A 19789-nucleotide genomic window follows, 5' to 3' on the forward strand; every position below is an offset into this window, starting at 1 on the left:
GGTCAGGGCCGCCCGGCGGCGTCCAGGTAGGCGAGCATGCGGTCGAGCAGGCCCGCGGCCCGGCGCAGGTCCGCCGAGGCGTGGGACGGCGCCCCGAGGAGGCGCTCGTCGAGGCGCCGCGCGACGTCCGGCGCCGAGGTGCGGACCACGCCGGCGCCGATGCGCGCCGCGTCCCGGACGACGACGGGGTCGACGCTCCACACGGTCTCGAACCTGCGCGCCGCGTCGGGCACCCCGTGCTGGCCGGGGGGCTCCCACGCGGCGACGCACGCCGCCCGGTCGGGCGCGTCGCAGACCAGCACCCACTCGCGGCGCAGCGGAGCCGTGGCCGGGACCGGCACCTGCACGGGCAGGACGCCGGGCGGCGAGGGACCGGCGAAGTCGGCGAGGACGACGGCGACCTCCGCGGTCCGGGCCAATTCCTCCCAGCGCGCCTGCGAGTGGCGGTAGTACCGCCCGCGCTGGAAGCCGGCGAGCAGCACCGGCCGTTCCGCCCGGGCGCAGCACTCGTCCTCCATCGCGCGGGTGAGCGCGAGCAGCGTCGTCTTGCCGAGCACCTGCGGCTGGAGGCCGGGGTGGCGACGGCGGAGCCCGGCGAACACGGAGCTCTCCGCGTCGCCGGTCCGGTCAGCGGCGTCCCGGATCGCCGTCGGCAGGCCCAGGCCGGCCGCGCGCAGCCGGAGCACGTCCTCGACCAGCGCGACGTCCCGGTCGGAGTACCGGCGGTGCCCGCCCGGGAGCCGCCGCGGGAGCGGGACCCCGTAGCGGGCCTCCCAGCTGCGCAGCGTCGCCTGCGGCACACCGGTCCGCTCGGCCAGATCCCGGATGGAGAGGCCGGTCCGGTCCTGCTGTCCGGCGATCGACTTGCTCCTCACCGTGCGGAAGTTAGGGTGCAAGGACTGTCGAAGTAGCTCGATGAGGAGCGTTCGCGTGGGAAGTCCTCCGTCCTCGGCCACGGGCACCGCTCCGTCGGGCCGACTGTCCAGCGACCGGCGCGGCACGGTCAATCCGACTCACCCGGACGGTGGCGCGTGACCGGGCCCGGGCGCCGCGTGGGCGTCGCCGTCGTCGGGCTGGGGGGTGCGGTCGCCACGACGGCGGTCGCCGGTCTGGAACTGCTCCGCCAGGGCAGCGTGTCCGCGGCCGGTCTGCCCCTCGCCGACCTGCAGATCGCCGGGCGGCCGGTGGAGGAGGCGACCGGGCTGGTCCCCTACGAGTCGCTGGTCGTCGGCGGCTGGGACCTCGACGGCAGCGACCTGCGCAAGGCCGCCGAGGTGCACGGCGTGCTCGACCCGCGGCAGCTGGCCGACGCGGCCGACGGGCTGTCGGCCCTCACGCCCTGGCCGGCCGCCGGTGACGCCGACTTCTGCCGGAACGTGACCGGGGGCAACGTCGTGCTGGCCGAGAGCCGCCGTGCCCAGGTGGAGGCCGTCCGCGCCGACCTGCGTCGCTTCCGCGAGGAGCAGCGGCTCGACGGCCTCGTGCTGGTCAACCTCGCCTCGACCGAGCGGTGGCCCGACCCGGCCGCGCCGGTCCTGCAGAGTGCGGCCGCCTTCGAGCAGGGGCTCGACGCCGACGACCGGGCCATCACCCCGGCGATGGTCTACGCCTACGCCGCGATCACCGAGGGCGTCGGCTACGTCAACTTCACGCCCTCGCTGGCCGCCGACGTCCCGGCGCTGGTCGAGCTGGCCACGCAGCGCGGCGTCCCGGTGGCCGGCAAGGACGGCAAGACCGGGCAGACCATGGTGAAGACCGTGCTCGCGCCGGCCTTCCGCAGCCGGGCCCTGCAGGTCGAGGGCTGGTACTCGACCAACATCCTGGGCAACCGCGACGGCCTGGCCCTCGAGGACCCCAACTCGCTGGAGAGCAAGCTGTCGACCAAGGGCAGCGTGCTGGACTCGATCCTCGGCTACCCGGTCGAGGACCACCTGGTCCGCATCGACTACTACCGCCCGCGCGGCGACTCAAAGGAGGCGTGGGACGCCATCGACCTGGTCGGCTTCCTCGGCCAGCGGATGCAGATGAAGATCGACTTCCAGTGCCGCGACTCCATCCTCGCCGCACCCCTGGCCGTCGAGCTCGCCCGCCTGGTCGACCTCTCCCAGCAGCGCGGGCAGGGCGGCGTCCAGGAGCACCTCGGCTGGTTCTTCAAGGCGCCGATGACCGCCGACGGCGGCGTTCCGGAGCACGCGCTCCACCGGCAGGAGGCCGCCCTGCTCGGGTGGCTCGCGTCCGGCACCCCGGACGGCGGGAGCGGCGCCGCGAGGTGACGCTGGCAACCTCGCTGGAAACGCTCGCGGCGCTGCGCCCGCTGCTCGCGGAGATCGGCGACGCCAAGCGGGTCCGCGTCGCGTCAGCCCCCGGCTCGCTCGCCGAGCAGGCGTTCGCGCGCGCCTGGGCGCGCCTCGTCGAGGGCGAGGACGCCGGCGACGTGGCCCTGTCGGAGACCGCCGCCGCCGTCGCGCGCGCCCGGTTGGCCGGCATCGACGCGGGCGTGCTCCGCGCGGCCGGGCTCGGCGACGACGAGGCCGCCGCCGTGCTCCGCCGCAGCTTCGACGAGGTCGCCGGTCCGGTCGACGGCGTCCTGGCCGACCGGCTCCGCGCCGCGCTGCCGGCCGTCCGCGACACCGGACCGCCGCCGGGGCCGGCCGTGGCGCTGGCCGTCACGCTGGCCCGTCAGCCACGGGCCGGCGCGACGGCACCCGGGCGCGCCCGGCTGGTGGTCGAACCGCCCGAGAGCCACGCCGACCACTGCCTGACCGTCGCGGTGTACGGCGTCCTCGTCGCGCCGCTGTTCGACGCCGACCCGGTACCGCCGTTCCTCGTCGGGCTGGCCCACCACCTGCACAACGTCGTCCTGCCCGACGCCGGCTTCGCCGGCGAGGTGCTGCTCGGCGGCGCCCTGCCGCGGGTGGTGGCCACCCTGGAGGAGCGCGAGCTGGCCGGGCTGCCCGCCGTGCTGGCCGGCACCCTGCGCCGCCTCCTGCCGCTGCGCGACGACGCCGCGGCGCCGGAGTCGCGGGCCTTCCACGCCGCCGACGTGCTCGACCGGGTGCTCCAGGTGCACCACCACGCCCGGGCGGCCGCGTTCACCGCGAGCCAGGCCCTCGACGACCTGGAACTGGTGCACGCCGGCCCGGTGCAGTCGTTCCACACCGCCGTCCTCGCCGCCGCGGGCCTGTAGGCGTGCGTCTCCCGGCCGACGTCCCGGTCGTCGACGGCATCCCGTACGCCCGCGGCGGGCGCGACGAGCTGCGGACGCGGGTGTGCGACCTGCTCGCGGACGGCGACGTCGACGCGGCCCGCACCGCGCTGCTCGCCGACGCCGACGACTGGTGGACCGAGCCGGCCCCGCCGCCCCAGCAGCTGGCCCGGGTGCCGGCGGCCACCACCCTGCGGGAGGCGATGGAGCTCCTCGGCATGGGCCGGGTCGGCGACTACTTCGCGCACCGCTGGTCGGACCCCACCCACCTGGCCGGGCTGGCGCTGCTGCAGCAGCACTGGCCCGGCGGGCGCCCGGTGGTCGACGTCGCCTGCGGCATCGGCACCCACCTGCGCGAGCTGGCCCGCCGGGGCTGCACCGACCTCGTGGGCAGCGACGTCGTCTGGGCCAAGCTGTGGCTGGCCCGGCGGTTCGTCTGCCCGGAGGCCCGCTACGTCTGCGCCGACGTCGCCGCCGGCCCCGACCTCGGCACCGACCTGGGCACCGACTTGGGCGTCGCGCGGCCCGCGTACGTCATGTGCCACGACGCCTTCTACTTCTTCCGCGACAAGCCGGCGGCCGCCCGTGCGATGCGCGCGCTCGCCGGGCCGGGCGGCACCGTGGTGGTCGGGCACGCCCACGTCGCCGACCGGGTGTCGGCCGGTGAGCCGCTGCCGCCCGACGCCTACGCCGACCTGCTGCGGGACCCGGACGGCGGCGCCGAGCCGCTGCTCTACGACGACGCGGAGCTCACCGCGGCGCTGGTCGAGCGGCGTCCGCCGCGCCCGGCCGCGGCCGCCGACCTCGCCGGCAGCGAGGCGATCGCCCTGGTCGCCGGCGACCCGCGTGGCCCCGCACCGGCCGACCTCGGCGAACCCCTCGGCCCGCTCGCGCCCAACCCGCTGTACGCCGATGGCCGGCTGGTCTGGCCGAGCGAGCGCTACGCCCGCGAGTACGGGCCGCGCTCCCCGCTGCCGGAGACCTGGCCGGACCCGCTGCCGGCCGACGCCGCCCGGCGGCGGATCCTCGTCGATCTCCCGGAGCGCTGGTGAGCACCGTCGGCCGCGGCAGCCCCCGCACGAGCACGGTCGGTTGGGGCGTCGCGGGCTGCGGCTGGGTCGCCCGCGACCACGCGCTGCCCGCGCTGCGCGCCGTGCCGGGCGCCGAGGTGGTCGCCCTGCACGACCGCGACCCGGCCGCCCTGGCGCGCCTCGACGGCCGGGTGGACGACGGCGCGGCCCGGCACACCGATCCGGAGGCGTTCCTCGCCACGCCCGGGCTGGACGCCGTCTACGTCGCCGCGCCGAACGCGGCCCACCGCCCGCTGGTCGAGGCCGCCGCGGCGGCCGGCGTCGCCGTCCTGTGCGAGAAGCCGTTGGCCGCCGACGTCGACGACGCCGCCGCGCTGGTCGCCGCCTGCGCGGAGGCGGGCGTGCTGCTCGGCACCGCCTACGACCAGCGCTGGCACCCGGCCCACGCACGGCTGCGCGAGCTGCTGCCCGAGCTCGGCACGGTCACCGCCGTCCGGATCGTCTACTGCTGCTGGCTGCCGCCGGACTGGACCCCCGACGGGCGGCCGCACGACAACTGGCGGGTCGACCCGGCCCGGGCGGGCGGCGGCGCGGCCATCGACCTGGCTCCGCACGGCCTCGACCTGGTCGGCGTGCTGCTCGACGACGACGTCGAGACGCTCACCGCGGTGCTGCAGACCCGCGTGCACGCCTACCCGCCCGGCGTCGACGACGGCGCGCTGCTCACCGGCCGCACCGGCGGCGGGGTGCTGGTGCAGCTGCACGTCGCCTACAACACCCCCGACGCGCTGCCGCGGCGGCGGCTGGAGGTCGTGGGCACCCGCGGCCTGGCGGTCGCCGTCGACACGATGGGGCAGACGGCGGGCGGCTCGCTCGCGCTGCACCGCCCCGCGCCGGTCGACGTCCCGTTCCCGGGCACGGGGCCCTTCGAGGCGCAGTTCGCCGCCTTCACGGCCGCGGTCGCCGGCACGGTGCCGTGGCCCCACGAGCCCGGCCGCGACCTGCGGCTGCACACGCTGCTGCTCGACGCGCTGCGCCGGGCGGTCGAGACCGGACCCACCCGCACCCGACCGGCCCACCCCCGTCCGGCCCGCACCCGGGCGACCCACCCCCACCACCCCGCCCACGCCGGAGGAGGCGCACCGTGACCGACGCCGCCACCAACCCCTACCGCGGCCTGCTGCCCGACCTGCCCGCCTACGCCTGCACCAACTGCGGCCACTGGCAGCGCTGGCCGGCGCCGGGCCCGCAGGTCTGCCCCGTCTGCGCCGACGTGCGCAACGCGCTGCCCGAGCACGGCTTCGAGTTCCTCACCGACAAGCAGGTCGACGAGCTGGTCACCGGCACCTGGCGCCCCGGCCCGGTGGCGGGTGTCACCGAGTTCGGCACCACCCCGCGGTTCGGCCTGGACAGCAAGGGCTGGGTGATCGAGAGCGACATCGGTCTGGTCGGCTTCGAGTGCGCGCCCTGGTACACCGCCGAGATGCTCGCCGAGCTGCGCCGGATGGCCGACGAGCACGGCGGCTTCCCCGTGCTCGCCTCCAGCCACGTGCACGGCTACGGCGGGCTGTGGCAGCTGCAGCGGGAACTGGAGCCGCGGGTCGTCTGCGTCGGCGTCCGCGACCTGGAGTGGACGAAGGCCTTCCGGGTCACCTGGCCGGCCGACGACGTCACCGTGCTCGCGCCCGACCTGACCCTGCACCGCACCGGCGGGCACTTCCCCGGCCACTCGGTGCTGCACGACCGCCGTCGCGGGGTGCTCTTCTGCGGCGACTCGCTCAAGGTCGACCTCGACGACGCCGGTGAGCCGGTCGGGCTGTCGGCGCACAAGGCCTTCCACGCCGGCATCCCGCTCTCGCACGGCGAGCTGCGCGAGTACCTGGCGGTCATCGCCGCGCTGGACTTCGGCACCGTCGCCACCCCGTTCGAGTGCGTGCCCGGCGTGACCACCGACCACGTCGTCCACCTGGTGCGGCGGCTGCTGTCCGGTCCGCCGGACGCCTCCCCCGTCCCGTTCGACGAGCTCTGAGGGGACCCGCCGACCGTGCTCGCCGTCGCGCCCGCCGACCGCCACCCCACCGCCTCCCCCGCCGAGCGCTACCTCGCCTCCTTCCCCGCCGGGGTGCAGGAGTTCCCGGTCACCGGCATCGATCCCGCCGTCGACGTGCCGCTGCACAGCGCGGTGCTGCCCGCGTCGGCCGCCCACCCCGGCGGCAGCGGCCTCGGCTACGGCGCCTCGCCCGAGGAGGCCCGCACGGGCGCGCTCGGCGAGATGGCGGAGATGGCCCTCTCGGTGCGCGCGCACGCGAGCGCCGTCCGGGTGACCGGCTCGTACGCCGAGCTGCGCCGGGAGCACGGGCCCGACCGGGTGGCCGACCCGCGGACCCTCTGCCTGGAGGCCGGCAGCCCCTACGACGACGACCGGCCGCTGCAGTGGCTGCCGATGACCCGGCTGCGCGACGGCGAGCGGGTGCTCGTGCCCGCCGAGCTGGTGGCGTCGGTGCCGCAGGACCTGCCCGGCGACCCGCCGCCCGGCGGCTGGCTGACCACCGTGATCACCAACGGCCAGGGTGCGGCGTTCGACGCCGACCGGGCGATCGCGCACGCGCTCCTGGAGGTGCTGCAGCGCGACGGCAACGCCACCACCTTCCGCGCGATGGACCGCGGCGTCGTCGTCGACCTCGACGGGCTGACCGACCCCGACGCGCTGGCCCTGCTCGACCGGCTCGACGCCGCGGGCGTCGACGTGCTGGTGAAGCTGGCGAGCACCGCCTTCGGCGTGGTCGACGTGTACGCCGTCGGCTGCTCCCGCGACGGCTCCGAGCCGGTCCCGGTGATGGCCACCGCGTGCGGCGAGGCGGCCCACCCCGACCGCGACACCGCCGTCCGCAAGGCGCTGCACGAGTTCGCCGCCGCGCGCAGCCGCAAGGCCTTCATGCACGGCCCGCTCGACCTGGTCGCCGCGGCCACGCCCCCGGGCTACCTGGACGGGTGGCGCGCCGGGCACCCACCCGAGCGGCTGGCCGAGGAGGACCGCGCGCTGGCGGCGATGCTCCGCTGGACGCGGATGGGCACCTCCGCGCTGGTCGACCTGCTGCGGGGCAGCGTGCTCTCGCACCGCGTCACGGCCGCGCTGACCGACCTGCCCACCTGGACCGGCGACGACCTCTGCGGGGAGGTGGTCGCCCGGCTGCACGCGGCCGGGCACGACGTGCTGGTCGAGCTGCAGCCCTCCGCCGGCGAGGCGGTGGCCGCCAAGGTGCTCGTGCCCGGCCTGGAGGTGGAGACCATGTCGTACGGGCGGATCGGCGAGCGCGGCGTGCGCCGGCTGCTCGACTTCGACACGGGATTGGCCGCGGTCGGGCCCGACCCCGGCGGCTGGGCCCGGGTGCACCTGACCGCCGAGGCCGAGGAGCGGCTCGGCGGGCCCGCCTGGTTCGACCGGGTCGGCGCCGACGCCCGGGTCGGGCCGCTGTACGCCCTCTACCGGGAGCCCGGGCGGCACGTCGTCGCCGAGGTGCTGGCCCGGTGACCGGGGGACCCAGGCTGCGCTACGCCTACAACACCAACGGGCTGACCTCGCACCGGCTCGACGACGCGCTGGCCCTGCTCGCCGACACCGGCTACGCCGGCGTCGCGCTCACCCTCGACGTGCAGCACCTCGACCCGTTCGCGCCGGACGCGGTCGCGCAGGCGGAGAAGGTCCGGGCCCGCTGCGACGAGCTGGGCCTGGACGTCGTCGTCGAGACCGGCGCGCGCTACCTGCTGGACCCGCGGGTCAAGCACGAGCCGACCCTGGTCACCGGGGACGCCGACGGGCGCGCCCGGCGGCTGGGCTTCCTGCGGCGGGCCTGCGACCTGGCCGGCGTGCTGGGCGCCGAGGCGGTCAGCTTCTGGGCCGGCGTGCCCCGGGACGTCGACCGCGAGGCGGCGTGGGGCTGGCTGGTCGACGGCGTGCGCGCGCTGGTCGACAGCCACGGCGGCCGCGGCTACGCCCTCGCCGTCGAACCCGAGCCGGGCATGCTGGTCGACGACTGCGACGACTGGCTGCGCCTGGCGCACGCGGCGCCCGGGATCGCGCTCGCGCTGGACACCGGGCACTGCGTGGTGAGCGGCCGGTACGCGCCGCACGAGGCGGTGACCGCGTTCGCCGACCGGCTCGGCACCGTGGCCGTCGAGGGCATGCGCCGCGGCGTGCACGACCACCTGCCGCTCGACGAGGGCGACGTCGACCTGCCCGCCGTCCTGCGGGCGCTGGCCGACGCCGGCTACGACCAGCTGGTCACCCTCGAGCTCTCCCGGGACGGGCACCGGGCGCACGAGATGGTGCCGCGGGCGATGGCGACCCTGCGCGCGGCCGAGGCCGCGGGGGTGCGGTCGTGAAGGTCTGCTTCGTCAGCCGCCGCTACTGGCCCGCGGTCAGCGGCATGAGCGTCTACGCGGAGAACCTGCTGCGGGAGCTGGTCGCGCTCGGCCACGACGTCACGATGGTCAGCCAGTACCGGGACGACGAGGCCGGCACCCGGGTGTACGGCGGCGGCCCGCCCCCGCGCCGCCGGGTGCCCGACGGCGTCCGGGTCGTGGCCCGGCCCAGCCGGGGCGAGACCGTCGTCCCGGCCGACTTCGAGGGCGACGTCGACGACCTCGTCCGCACCGTCGTGGCCCTGCACGAGCGGGAGCCGTTCGACGTGCTGCACGCCCAGTACGGCTACCCGCCGGGTCTCGCGGTGCTCCTGGCCGCCCGGGCGACCGGTGTCCCGACGGTGGTGAGCATCCAGGGCGGCGACGGGCACTGGGTCGGCACCTGCTGCGCCACCCACCGGGCCGCGATGACCACCGTGCTCGACTCCGCCGACGCGGTGCTCATCGGCAGCGCCAGCTTCCGCGACGAGGTGGTCGGCAACCTCGGCACCGACCCGGCGCGCTTCCGCATCGTCCCCGGCGCCACCGACACCGCCCGGTTCACCCCGGTTCCCGGCCGGCCGCTCGGCGCGCTCCAGGACCCGCCGGTGCTGCTCTTCCACGGCCGGGTCGACCGCCGCAAGGGGGTGCTCGACCTGCTCGAGGCGCTGCCCGACGGCGTCCGCCTCGTGATCAGCGGCATCGGCCCGGACCTGGACGAGGCGAAGGCGCGGGCCGACGGTCGCACCACGTTCCTCGGGTACGTGCCGCCCGAGGAGGCGCCGGCGGTCTACCGGACGGCGGACGTCTTCGTCAGCCCCACCTACAGCGAGGGCTTCAGCAACACCCTGCTCGAGGCCATGGCCAGCGGGCTGCCGATCGTCAGCACGTGCAGCGTCGGGGTCGTCGACTGCCTGGCCGACGGCGTCGACGGGCTGCTGCACGAGCCCGGCGACGTCCCGGCGCTGGCCGCGGCGCTGCGCCGGCTGCTCGCGGACGCGGAGCTGCGCGGCCGGCTGGCGGCGACCGCGCTGGAGGAGGTGCGCCGGCTGTACTCCTGGCCGGTGCTGGCCCGCAGCATCGACGCGGTCTACCGGGAGCTCGCCGGCACCACCCCGGACCTCGGCTGGTCGCCACCCCGGGGCGTCGACCCGTCGTGCCGGTTCCGCGCGGCGGCGCACCTGCTGTGATGCGGCGTCCCGTGCTGCGGGCAGCGGTCCGGTGACGCGGGTCCCCGCCCCGTGATGCGGGTCCTGGCCGTCAGCCCGCACCTGGACGACGCCGCCTTCTCGGTCGGCGGCACGCTCGCCGCGCTGGGCGCCGCGGGCTGCGCGGTCACCCTGGTCACCTGCTTCACCGCGAGCGTGCCCGGCCCGGCCGGCTTCGCACTGGCCTGCCAGCTCGACAAGGGCCTGCCCCCGGACGTCGACTACATGGCGCTGCGCCGGGCGGAGAACCGGGCCGCCGCGGCCGTGCTCGGCGCCACCCCGGTCGACCTCGACCTGCCCGAGGCACCGCACCGCGGCTACACCAGCGCGGCCGACCTGTTCGCCGGTGTGCACCCCGACGACGCCGGCACCGCCGCCGGGCTCGCCGCCCGGCTGGCGGCCGTCGCCGCCGACCTGGACGCCGACCTGTGGCTGGCCCCGCAGGCGCTCGGCGGGCACGTCGACCACCTGCTCGTGCTGCGCGCGGTCGCCGCGCTCGACCGGCCGACCCTGTGGTGGCGCGACAGCCCGTACGTGCTGCGCGACCCGGGCGCGCGCCCCGGCCCGGAGCTGCCGGCCGGCCTGGCGCCCGTCGAGCTGCCCCAGGACCTCGCCCGCCGCGCCGACGCGTGCGCCCGGTACACCACGCAGCTGGGCTTCCAGTTCGGCGGCGAGACCGCGATGCGAGCCGCGCTGGCCGACGTGGGCGAACCGCTGCTGGCCGACGCCCGGGCGCTGGCGCTGCTCCCGCGGTGAGGTTCAGGGCACCAGCCAGGTGTCCTTGGTGCCGCCGCCGCGGCGCACGTCGGTCTCCGGCGAACCGGCCGCCGCCACCCGCGTCAGCGGCGCCGGCAGCGCGCGCACGCCGTCCGGCGTGGCTACCGACAGCACCCGCAGGTCGACCGCGCGCGGCTCCAGGCGCCCGTCGACCACCGTCGGCAGCGTCGTCGCCCGCACCGGGTCCCGCGCGACGAAGCGGTGCGGTGCGGCGGCGACCTCGGCCTGCAGCTCGGCCAGCTCGGCGGCCGAGCAGTCGGGTCCGGCCACCACCCGGCCGCCCCCGTAGGCGTCGAGGGGCGTCAGGACCAGCTCGTGCAGCCGGTCGCGGACCTGCGCCCACTGCGCCGGATCGGCCAGCACCCAGGTGGGCGCGCCGGACAGCAGCGGCCGCTCGCCGAGGTAGTGCTCGATCATCGCCGGCACGAAGCACTGGACGACGGCGTCGTCGGCGACGGCGTTGCCCGGCACGTTCGCCAGCCCGAGCCGGCCGGCGCGCACCGCCTCGGCGAGCAGCCCGGTCAGGGACGGTCCGGCCGGCGTCCGGTGCGCGCCGAGCTCGGCGTCGTCGAAGCGGCGGTAGAGGACGTCGACCGGGAGGCGGTCGCCATCGACGGTGGCGGCGATGCCGCCGTCCACCCGCGGCCACAGGTCGCCGGCCTGCACCAGCGGCGCGCCGAGCGCCTCGGCGAGCAGCCGGTGCTCGGACCAGTGACCGTCGGTGCGGCCGGCGCTGAGCACGGCGATCCGCGGCTCGCCGGCGCAGGCCGGCGGAGCCGTGGCGGCCAGGGCGGCGGCCAGCAGCGGCACGGCGTCGCCCGGATCGGCCGGCCGGACGGCGGCGGGCAGCAGCTCGGGTGCCGCCGCCCGCACCCGCGCACGGGCGGACAGCGCCAGGCCCAGCCCGGAGGGCACGCGCAGCGAGTCGCCGCGGACCGTCCAGGTGCCCGCGGCCGTGCGCACGACGTCGACGGCGGCGAGGGCCGCCCGCGCCTGGCCGGTCCACGCCAGGCCGACCGCGCCGGGGTCGCGACCCGGGCTGTGCGCGACCACCCACCCGGGCAGCACGCCGGCCCGGACGACCCCCGGTTCCCGGTCGGGGTCGCCGCGCCGCCGGCCGGCCGCGCGGTAGACGTCGGCGAGGAAGGCGTTGAGCGCGCGGTGCCGCTGCTCGACGCCGGCGGCCAGCCGGGCCCACTCGGCCGCGTGCAGCACCCGGGGCACGGGGTCGAGGGGGACGACGCGCTCGGAGCGCTGCCCGTCGGTCCAGCTGCCGACCACCGGCCCGCGCGCCCGGCCCTCCGCGGCCAGCGCGGCGGCGGCAGCCAGCAGCCCGGCGGTGCCCAGCCGCTCGAGCACCGGCCCCAGGAGCTCGCCGCCGGCGCGCAGGCGTCCGTCCGGACCGACCAGCTCGTCGGCGTCGGACCCGGGATAGCCCGCGAACAGCCCGGCGGCGGAACTCACAACCAGGTATCGAACCAGGCCGCGACCCTCTCGCTCAGCTCCACGACGTGCGGGTGTCCCACGATGGTGTGGCCCTCTCCCGGCAGCAGCAGCAGCTCGGCGACCGCTCCGCGGGCCGTCAACGACCCGTGCGCCTGCACCGACTCGCCGACCGGCACGTTGGTGTCGCGGTCGCCGTGGGCCAGCAGCACCGGCGCGGTGACCCGGTCGAGCGCCGTCATCGGCGACAGGCGGGCCAGCAGCTCGCCGTCGGCGACCGGGTCGCCGTACTCGGTGACCGACGCCGCGGCCATCCACGGCTCGGTGCCGGCGAAGAAGGTGCGCAGGTCGCTCATCCCGGCGAGGGTCGCGCCGGCGGCGAACAGGCCGGGCCAGCGGGTCAGCGCGACCAGCGTGAGGTAGCCGCCGTACGACCAGCCGTGCGCCCCGATCCGGCCCGGCTCGGCGACGCCCGCGGTGACCAGCGCCGCCACGGTCGCCGGGACGTCGGCGAAGGAGGCCTCGCGCGCGGGACCGTCGTCGGCGCTGACGAACGCCCGGCCGTAGCCGCCCGAGCCCCGCACGTCGGGGGCGAAGACGGTGAGCCCGGCGGCGACCAGCGACTGCGCCACCGGCGACCAGGCCGGCCGCTCCTGCCCTTCCGGCCCGCCGTGGAAGCTGACCACGGTGCGGGCCGGACCGTGCACATCCGGTGGCCGGTAGAGCCAACCGGCCAGCGGGAGCCCGTCCGCGCCGGCGTACGTGCAGCGGACGGGCTCGACCAGCGGCGCCGGGTCGGGGCGGCGCAGCCCCAGCGGCACCGGCGCCGGCCGGCCGCGACCGGCCAGTGGCACCCGCCACAGCGCGCGCGGCGCCTTCGGGCCGGTCAGCTCGGCGACCAGCGTCGCCCCGTCGGCCGCGAGCGACCAGCCGGGCAGCACCGGCTCGGGCAGGGCCACCTCGCGCAGCAGCGCGCCGGTGGCACCGTCGTGCAGCGCCAGTTCGGTGACCCCGTCGACGGTCCACACCGCGAGCACGGTGCCGTCGGGGCGCACGGCGTAGCCGTCGAGGTCGGCGTCCGGCCGGGACAGCAGCACCCGTCCCGCGCCGGGCGCCCCGTCGGCGTCGAGCGGGACGACGACCAGCCCCGCCCGGTCGGCGAACGGCGGGCCGGGCAGCGACGCGCGCAGGTACACCGACCGGCCGTCGGGACCGAACCGGCCGTCCTCCGAGGCCACCCCGCCCGGCGCGCCGAGCGGCAGGACCCGGCGCTGGGCGCCGGTGGCGACATCGACCAGGACGACGTGGCGGTGCCCGCGCGGCCCCCGCCGGGCGAGCAGCGTCCGCTCGTCGGCCGACACCGCGGTGACCGAGAGGAAGCCGCCGCGGGCCAGGGTGCGCAGCTCGCCGCCGTCGACGTCGACGAGGACGACGTCGGCGTCCGGGCTCGTCCCGTCGGCGATCGAGCAGGCGTAGCGGCCGGGCGCGGTCCAGCCGCCGGCGAACACGGTGGCCCGCGGATCGCCGCCGGCCAGCAGCCGCGGCGCGCCGCCGTCGGGCCGGACGGCGTGCAGCTCGGCGCGGATCGACCCGCCCGGGCTGACCAGGTAGGCCAGCTCCGCTCCGTCGGGCGACCAGGCGACCGAGACGACCTCCTGCCCGGGGGTGGACACCACCGCCGGCGGCGCCGAGCCGTCCAGCGGCGCCACCTCCAGCCGCGGCGTCCCCGACCGGTCGGTCACGTATGCGATCCGGTCGCCCGCGGGCGAGAGGGCGGGGCACCAGGCCCCCGGCGCGGTGGCGACGTCGGCGATGGCCGCGCGGACGCCGCCGGGCAGGCCGTCGGAGAGGCCTGGGCGCAGGTCGACAGGCGGCGCCGTCGCCAGGGACGCCGCCGCGGTGCCGGCGTCGACCGCCGTCCGGGGCGCGTTCGCCGCCGGTGCGGTCACCGCCAATGGACCGGTCATCGCCCCTCCCGCCTGCTCTCCGGCCGCCCACTGTGCCGTGTCCGTGTTGCGTCCAGGTGTCCTGGCCGCGCGCGACCGGGCCGCTCCGTGCGGTGACAATCGGCAGCCGCGCGGCGGGCCGGAACGCGCCGCGCCGGGCGAGCCTTCCGGCCGCCGTCCGGGGCCCCGGCTAGCCTCGCTGCAGAGGACTCTCCGCGGGTCCGGTCAGTCGTCGGGGGAGGTGTCCATGCGCTCGGTGCGCCTCGTGGGCCTCTCCGACGACGGCAGGAGCCTGGTGCTCGCCCTCGACGACGGCGACGAGCGCCTCACCCTGCCCGTCGACGACCGGCTGCGCGCCGCGGCCCGGGGCGACGCGCGTCGGCTCGGGCAGATCGACGTCGGCCTGGGCAACGACCTGCCGCCGCGGGTGATCCAGGCCCGCATCCGCTCCGGCCGGACTCCCGAGCAGGTCGCCGCCGAATCGGGCACCAGCGTCGAGCGGATCATGCGGTTCGCCCACCCGGTGCTGCAGGAGCGCGCCCGGGTCGCCGAGCAGGCCCGCAGCGCCCGGGTCCGGCTGTCCGAGAGCACCCCGACGGTGGCGCTGGAGCAGTTCATGTCCGACCGGCTGCGGCTGCTCGGCACCGACGTCGACGACGTCACCTGGGACGCCTACCGCAGCGACGACGGCAGCTGGCAGGTGACCGGCGCGTGGCGGGCCGGTGAGTCCGCCGGCACCGCCTGCTGGACCCTCGACGTGCAGGCCCGCACCGTCACCCCGTCGGACGCGGCCACCATGGACTTCGCCGAGGGCACCCGGCTGGTGCGCGTCGTCCCCGACGTCCCGCACGGCCCGGGGCCCGCCGGCCGCGGGATGTCGGTGCTGCGCGAGGCGTCGGAGCCGGCCGCGCCCACCGGTCCGGACTCCGACGACCCCGCCGAGCACGACGCCGGCGCCGGGACGGCACCCGGGGACACCGCTCCGGACGCCGCGGCGCCCCGACCCCCCGCCGACCCGTACGACCCGGCCTACCTCGACGAGCTCGCCGAGCACGACACCGTCGTCCTCGGCCGCGGCGGCCAGGAGCCGGACGACGACGATCCCCGCGTCCGCATCCCGGCGTGGGAGGACATAGTGTTCGGCGTCCGCCGCCACCGCTGAACCCCCGCCGTCCGCGGCTGTGACGCGGCTCGCGCCGCTCCGGCGCGTATCCGCACCGGCGGCGCGGGTACGCCCTGCCCGGAACGGCGCAGCCGGGTCCCCCGACGTCCGGCCGCCGACGACGGAGGGAGGGAGCACCGTGCCAGCATCGGTGTCGATGCCGCTGGGCGGCGTCCAGGTGGGCACCTTCGACAGCTACGAGCAGGCCCAGGCCGCGGTCGACCACCTGTCGGACCAAAAGTTCCCGGTCGAGAACGTCACCATCATCGGGTCCGACCTGCGGATGGTCGAACGCGTCACCGGTCGGCTGACGTGGGGCCGCGCGCTGGGCGCCGGCGCGGCCGGCGGTGCCTGGTGGGGGTTGTTCGTCGGGCTGCTGCTGGGCATCTTCGCCGCCGACGGCAACGCCTGGATCGGCTCGATCCTCACCGGGCTGCTCGTCGGCCTGGCCTTCGGCGCCGCGTTCGGCGGCATGGGCTACGCCGCGACCCGGGGCGAGCGGGACTTCACGAGCACCAGCCGGATCGTGGCCAACCGGTACGACATCATGTGCGCGCCGCCGCAGGCCGAGCAGGCCCGGGAGATCCTCGCCCGCTACGCCCTCCGCGGCTGACAGAGGACCCTCCTGCCCCCCACCGCTCGCACGCTCGCGGCGGGACCCTGCAGGAGGGCCGATCAGCGGAGGGTCGCGGAGGTGGAGGACGGGGCCATGGCGGGGGGCAACGGGGTCCTTTCTCAGCGGAGGGTCGCGAAGACGACGGCGGCGGCCGCGGCGACCCCGAGCGAGTCGACCCCCTCGCGCATCGGGATCCGCGCCCGCACCCGCGCCGCCCGCTGAGCCTCCGGTGTGAGCCCGGGACCCTCCGCACCCAGCAGCACCGCCGTCCGCGGGTGGGCCCGCGGGTCGACGCCGGCGAGGTCGACGGCGTCCGGCGCCGGGGTGAGCGCGACCGTCAGGTAGCCGGCGGCGTGCAACCGGTCGAGCTCACCCGGCCAGTCGGCCAGGACGGCGAACGGCAGGGCGAGCACGTGGCCCATCGACACCCGCACCGCCCGCCGGTACAGCGGGTCGGCGCAGCGCGGGTCGAGCAGCAGCCCGTCGATCCCGAGCGCGACGGCCGAGCGGGCGATGGAGCCCAGGTTCTCCGCGTCGTTGAGCGCCTCGAGGACGGCGAGCCGCCGCGGCGCGGCCGGGTCGGGGCCGGCGAGCAGGGCGTCGACGTCCGCGGGCGGGCGGCGGTCGGCGGAGGCGAGCACGCCCCGGGTCAGCCGGAAGCCGATCACCTCCGACAGCACCCACTTGTCGGCCTCGAACGCCGCCACGCCCTCGGGCAGGTCCAGCTCGACCAGCCGGCCGGGCACGCCGAGCACCGCCCGCACGCGGTACGGCGAGGCCAGCAGCCGCCGCACGGCGGGCACGCCCTCGACGATGACCGGGCCGCTGCCCCGCGGGGTGCCCGGACGGCGGTCCCCCGCCACCAGGTCGCGGAAGTCGGCGAGCCGATCGTCGGCGGGATCGGTGATCGGCACGGGCACCGCCCGATGATGCCGCCCCGCCTCCCCGCCGCCCCTCCTGCGCCCCTCCGCCGGGCGGCACCGGAGCGCGCCCCGCAGGATCGAGCCCATGGACGCCCCCGTTCCCGTCGTCGGCGCCGGCATCGCCGGGCTGGCCTGCGCCCGTGCCCTGTCCGACGCCGGCGTCACCGTCCGCGTGCTCGACCGTGGACGACGGCCGGGCGGGCGGATGTCCTCCCGCACGATGCACGGCCGCCCCGTCGACCTGGGCGCCTCCTACCTGACCGCGCGGCCCGGCTCCGTCTTCGCCGCCGTCGTCGACGGCTGGCTCGACCGCGGGCTGGCCCGGCCGTGGACCGACACCTTCGCCGTCGCGGGGCCGGACGGCGTCCGCGAGCGGAAGTCCGGACCGCTGCGCTACGGCGCGCCCCGCGGGCTGCGCTCGCTGGTCGAGGACCTCGCCGCCGGGCTCGACGTCGTCCAGGAGCGGACCGTGGAGCGGGTGACCGCCGGCCCGGCCGTGGACGGCGACGCGGTGCCGGCCGCCGTGCTGGCCATGCCCGGTCCGCAGGCCGCCCGACTGCTCGACCCTGGTTCGCCGGCCGCGCGGCTGGTCGCCGCCGAGCGCTGGGACGCCGCGCTGGCCGTCGTCCTCGGCTGGCCGGAGCGCCGCTGGCCGGCCGACCTGCACGGCGCCTTCGTGCACGACTCCCCCGACATCGAGTGGGTGGCCGACGACGGCGACCGGCGCGGCGACGGCGCACCCGTGCTCGTCGCGCACACCACGCCGGAGCTGGCCGCCCGGCACCTCGACGACCCGGACGCCGCCGCGCCCGGGGTGGTCACCGCGGTCACCGCCGCCCTCGGCATCGACACCCCGCCTGAGTGGACGGCGGTGCACCGATGGACCTTCGCCAAGCCCGCCGACCCCCGCGAGGAGCCGTTCGGCCTGGTCGACGGCGTCGGGTTGTGCGGCGACGGGTGGCACGCGCCGTCGAAGGTCGAGAGCGCGTGGTCGTCGGGCGATGCGCTGGGGCGGGCGCTGACCGCCGAGCTGCGCTGACCGCGAGGCCGCCGGGGCCCGGCGGCCCCGACCGGCCGGCGTCCCGGCCGCACGGTCTTCAGCGCGGGGCGCGGGCGAGCTGGCGGCTCTGGGCGACGAGCCGGCCGGTGCTGTCCCAGATGCGGTAGTCCTCGTCCAGCCAGCCGCCGGCGACCTCGCCGGCCCGCGCCTCCACCAGGCACCAGCCCGGCGCCGGCAGCGCGCGGACCAGCACCTGCAGCTGCACGGTGGGCGCCCAGCCGATCACGCCCATCGCCCACATGGTGGGTGGCAGCGAATCGGCGAAGGTGATCAGCGCGAACGGGTCGGGGTCGCGGCCGTCGGCGAGGCGCACCCAGCCGCGCACCACCGGCTCGCCCGACGGCCGGCCCGCGGTCCACCCGGCGGTGGCCGGGTCCAGCCGGGTCTCCACCCGGTGCCGGATGCCGACGTCGGGGACGGCGACCGGAGCGCCCGCCTGCCCGGCCGCCGGGAGGCAGTCCTCGACCGGGGCGGCGTCGGGCGGGGGCACCGCGTGCAGCGGCTCGTCGGCCCCGAGCGTCGCCGTCGTCGTCTGCACCGACAGGCACGGCCCCTCGCCCCCGGCCAGGACGACGTGCGCGTGAGCCAGCGTCCGCCCCGCCCGCCCCGGCGTGACCGTCAGCGTGGCGGGACCGGACCGCGTCGCGCGCAGGTAGCCGGCCGACAGCGCGACCGGGTGCGGATGGGGGCTGTCGAGCACGGCCGCGCGGGCGACGACCGCCAGCAGGTAGCCGCCGTTGAGCACGCCGTCGCCGACGTCCCACCCCGGCCGCAGGTCGGCGACCAGCCCACCGCCCTCGGCCCGCCGGACGGCCGTGGCGGCGTCGAACTCGCTGCCCGGCTGCTCGTTCTGCGGCACGTCGCCCAGGGTGCCAGGGTCGGTCGGCGTGGAGTACACGCACCTGGGACGCAGCGGCCTGTCGGTCAGCCGGCTCTGCCTCGGCACCATGAACTTCGGCTGGAAGACCGAGGAGGCCGACGCGCACGCGATCCTCGACCGCGCCCTCGAGGAGGGCGTCAACTTCCTCGACACCGCCAACGTCTACGGCTTCGACGCCGGCAAGGGCCGCACCGAGGAGGTGCTCGGCAGCTGGTTCGCCCAGGGCGGGCAGCGCCGGGAGAAATGCGTGCTCGCCACCAAGGTGTACGGCTCGATGAGCGACTGGCCGAACGACACGTTCCTCTCCGCGCGCAACCTCGTCCGGGCCTGCGACGCCTCGCTGCGCCGGATGCGCACCGACTGGATCGACCTCTACCAGTTCCACCACGTCGACCTGCGCACGCCGTGGGACGAGATCTGGCAGGCCTGCCAGACGCTGGTCGCGCAGGGCAAGGTGCTCTACGTCGGGTCGTCGAACCACGCCGGCTGGCAGCTGGCGGCGGCGAACGAGGCCGCCGCCAAGCGCTCCTTCACCGGCCTGGTCAGCGAGCAGTCGCACTACAACCTGCTGACCCGGCACGTCGAGCTCGAGGTGCTGCCCGCCGCCCAGCACTACGGCATCGGGATCATCCCGTGGAGCCCGCTGGCCCAGGGATTGCTCGCCGGCGTGCTCGAGGAGTCCGGCGGCGACCGTCGCGGCTCGGAGCGCAACCGCGAGCTCGTCGAGCGCCACCGCCCCGCGCTGCAGGCGTACGAGGCCTTCTGCCGCGAGATCGGCCGGGCCCCCGCGGACGTCGGGGTGGCCTGGCTGCTGCACCAGCCGGCCGTGACCGCACCGATCGTCGGCCCCCGCACGATGTCGCAGCTCGAGGGCAGCCTGCGCGCGCTCGAGGTCCGCCTGGACGACGACCAGCTCACCCGCCTCGACCAGATCTTCCCGGGGTACCGGCCGGCGCCGATGGAGTACGCGTGGTGAGGTCGTGTGATCTGTCGCGCTCCGCGCTCCAACCGCGGCCAGGTGCCGTCCCGGTCGCGCGGAGCCCGCCCGTCGCTCCTCGGGGGACCCTCCGGGCCCCCGCTCGCTCGCGACCCACCGCGGCCAGGTGCCGTCCCGGTCGCGCGGAGCCCGCCCGTCGC

18 protein-coding genes are annotated in these 19789 nt (G+C 77.5%); 13 read left to right on the forward strand and 5 right to left on the reverse strand.

The genetic code is table 11. The annotated features are described in order from the left end of the window. Positions 1-2: 2 nt before the first annotated feature. Positions 3-875: a DICT sensory domain-containing protein gene (locus OF117_RS09630; protein ID WP_263552609.1), complete on the reverse strand. Its 873-nt coding sequence runs from the start codon at positions 873-875 to the stop codon at positions 3-5. Positions 876-1031: 156 nt separating this feature from the next. On the opposite strand from OF117_RS09630, the gene OF117_RS09635 reads away from it, so the two are divergent. Genes OF117_RS09635 through OF117_RS09675 form a run of 9 tightly spaced genes read left to right on the forward strand, consistent with a single transcriptional unit; the run spans position 1032 to position 10601 of the window. Beyond that, the gene (locus OF117_RS09635) at positions 1032-2273 is read left to right on the forward strand and encodes an inositol-3-phosphate synthase (protein ID WP_263552610.1); all 1242 of its coding nucleotides are present in this window, start codon (positions 1032-1034) and stop codon (positions 2271-2273) included. Beyond that, complete coding sequence (locus tag OF117_RS09640; RefSeq protein ID WP_263552611.1) at positions 2270-3187, forward strand: HD domain-containing protein; 918 nt, start codon at positions 2270-2272, stop codon at positions 3185-3187. The genes OF117_RS09635 and OF117_RS09640 overlap by 4 nt, the downstream gene beginning before the upstream one ends. A 2-nt stretch (positions 3188-3189) precedes the next feature. Beyond that, on the forward strand, positions 3190-4257 hold the full coding sequence (locus OF117_RS09645; RefSeq protein WP_263552612.1) for a methyltransferase domain-containing protein: 1068 nt from the start codon (positions 3190-3192) through the stop codon (positions 4255-4257). Further along, complete coding sequence (locus OF117_RS09650) at positions 4254-5384, forward strand: Gfo/Idh/MocA family protein (protein ID WP_263552613.1); 1131 nt, start codon at positions 4254-4256, stop codon at positions 5382-5384. Before OF117_RS09645 ends, OF117_RS09650 begins: the two co-directional genes overlap by 4 nt. Continuing rightward, positions 5381-6265: an MBL fold metallo-hydrolase gene (locus OF117_RS09655; RefSeq protein WP_263552614.1), complete on the forward strand. Its 885-nt coding sequence runs from the start codon at positions 5381-5383 to the stop codon at positions 6263-6265. The genes OF117_RS09650 and OF117_RS09655 overlap by 4 nt, the downstream gene beginning before the upstream one ends. 15 nt (positions 6266-6280) lie before the next feature. Beyond that, on the forward strand, positions 6281-7768 hold the full coding sequence (locus OF117_RS09660) for a YcaO-like family protein (protein ID WP_263552615.1): 1488 nt from the start codon (positions 6281-6283) through the stop codon (positions 7766-7768). Beyond that, entirely contained in the window at positions 7765-8619 is an 855-nt protein-coding gene (locus OF117_RS09665) for a sugar phosphate isomerase/epimerase family protein (RefSeq protein ID WP_263552616.1), read from the forward strand. Before OF117_RS09660 ends, OF117_RS09665 begins: the two co-directional genes overlap by 4 nt. Then, on the forward strand, positions 8616-9827 hold the full coding sequence (locus OF117_RS09670; protein ID WP_263552617.1) for a glycosyltransferase family 4 protein: 1212 nt from the start codon (positions 8616-8618) through the stop codon (positions 9825-9827). Before OF117_RS09665 ends, OF117_RS09670 begins: the two co-directional genes overlap by 4 nt. Before the next feature lie 54 nt (positions 9828-9881). Beyond that, entirely contained in the window at positions 9882-10601 is a 720-nt protein-coding gene (locus OF117_RS09675; protein ID WP_263552618.1) for a PIG-L family deacetylase, read from the forward strand. A 3-nt stretch (positions 10602-10604) separates the two neighbouring features. Here OF117_RS09675 and OF117_RS09680 read toward each other — a convergent pair whose 3' ends face one another. Together OF117_RS09680 and OF117_RS09685 are read right to left on the reverse strand one after the other, a co-directional pair. Next, positions 10605-12086 (reverse strand): circularly permuted type 2 ATP-grasp protein, encoded by a 1482-nt coding sequence (locus tag OF117_RS09680; RefSeq protein WP_263552619.1) that lies wholly within the window; start codon positions 12084-12086, stop codon positions 10605-10607. Beyond that, positions 12083-14032, reverse strand: a complete 1950-nt coding sequence (locus OF117_RS09685; RefSeq protein ID WP_263552620.1) for a prolyl oligopeptidase family serine peptidase — start codon at positions 14030-14032, stop codon at positions 12083-12085. The genes OF117_RS09680 and OF117_RS09685 overlap by 4 nt, the downstream gene beginning before the upstream one ends. Before the next feature lie 226 nt (positions 14033-14258). Between OF117_RS09685 and sepH the strand changes: the two genes are divergently transcribed. Both sepH and OF117_RS09695 read left to right on the forward strand, forming a co-directional pair. Further along, complete coding sequence (gene sepH / locus OF117_RS09690; RefSeq protein ID WP_263552621.1) at positions 14259-15173, forward strand: septation protein SepH; 915 nt, start codon at positions 14259-14261, stop codon at positions 15171-15173. Positions 15174-15312: 139 nt separating this feature from the next. Further along, the gene (locus OF117_RS09695) at positions 15313-15786 is read left to right on the forward strand and encodes a general stress protein (RefSeq protein ID WP_263552622.1); all 474 of its coding nucleotides are present in this window, start codon (positions 15313-15315) and stop codon (positions 15784-15786) included. 122 nt (positions 15787-15908) lie between these two features. Here the strand turns inward: OF117_RS09695 and OF117_RS09700 are convergent, their stop codons facing one another. Then, complete coding sequence (locus tag OF117_RS09700; protein WP_263552623.1) at positions 15909-16709, reverse strand: TrmH family RNA methyltransferase; 801 nt, start codon at positions 16707-16709, stop codon at positions 15909-15911. An 88-nt stretch (positions 16710-16797) separates the two neighbouring features. Between OF117_RS09700 and OF117_RS09705 the strand changes: the two genes are divergently transcribed. Then, entirely contained in the window at positions 16798-17751 is a 954-nt protein-coding gene (locus OF117_RS09705) for an NAD(P)/FAD-dependent oxidoreductase (RefSeq protein WP_263552624.1), read from the forward strand. A 58-nt stretch (positions 17752-17809) separates the two neighbouring features. On the opposite strand, the gene OF117_RS09710 is transcribed toward OF117_RS09705, so the two are convergent. Then, positions 17810-18631, reverse strand: coding sequence for a thioesterase family protein (locus OF117_RS09710; RefSeq protein WP_263552625.1), 822 nt, complete (start codon positions 18629-18631; stop codon positions 17810-17812). A gap of 28 nt (positions 18632-18659) precedes the next feature. Here OF117_RS09710 and OF117_RS09715 point away from each other — a divergent pair, with 28 nt between their 5' ends. Beyond that, positions 18660-19628, forward strand: a complete 969-nt coding sequence (locus OF117_RS09715) for an aldo/keto reductase (RefSeq protein WP_263552626.1) — start codon at positions 18660-18662, stop codon at positions 19626-19628. Positions 19629-19789 lie beyond the last annotated feature (161 nt).

The organism is Geodermatophilus sp. YIM 151500, assembly GCF_025716945.1.
Taxonomy (GTDB): Bacteria; Actinomycetota; Actinomycetes; order Mycobacteriales; family Geodermatophilaceae; genus YIM-151500.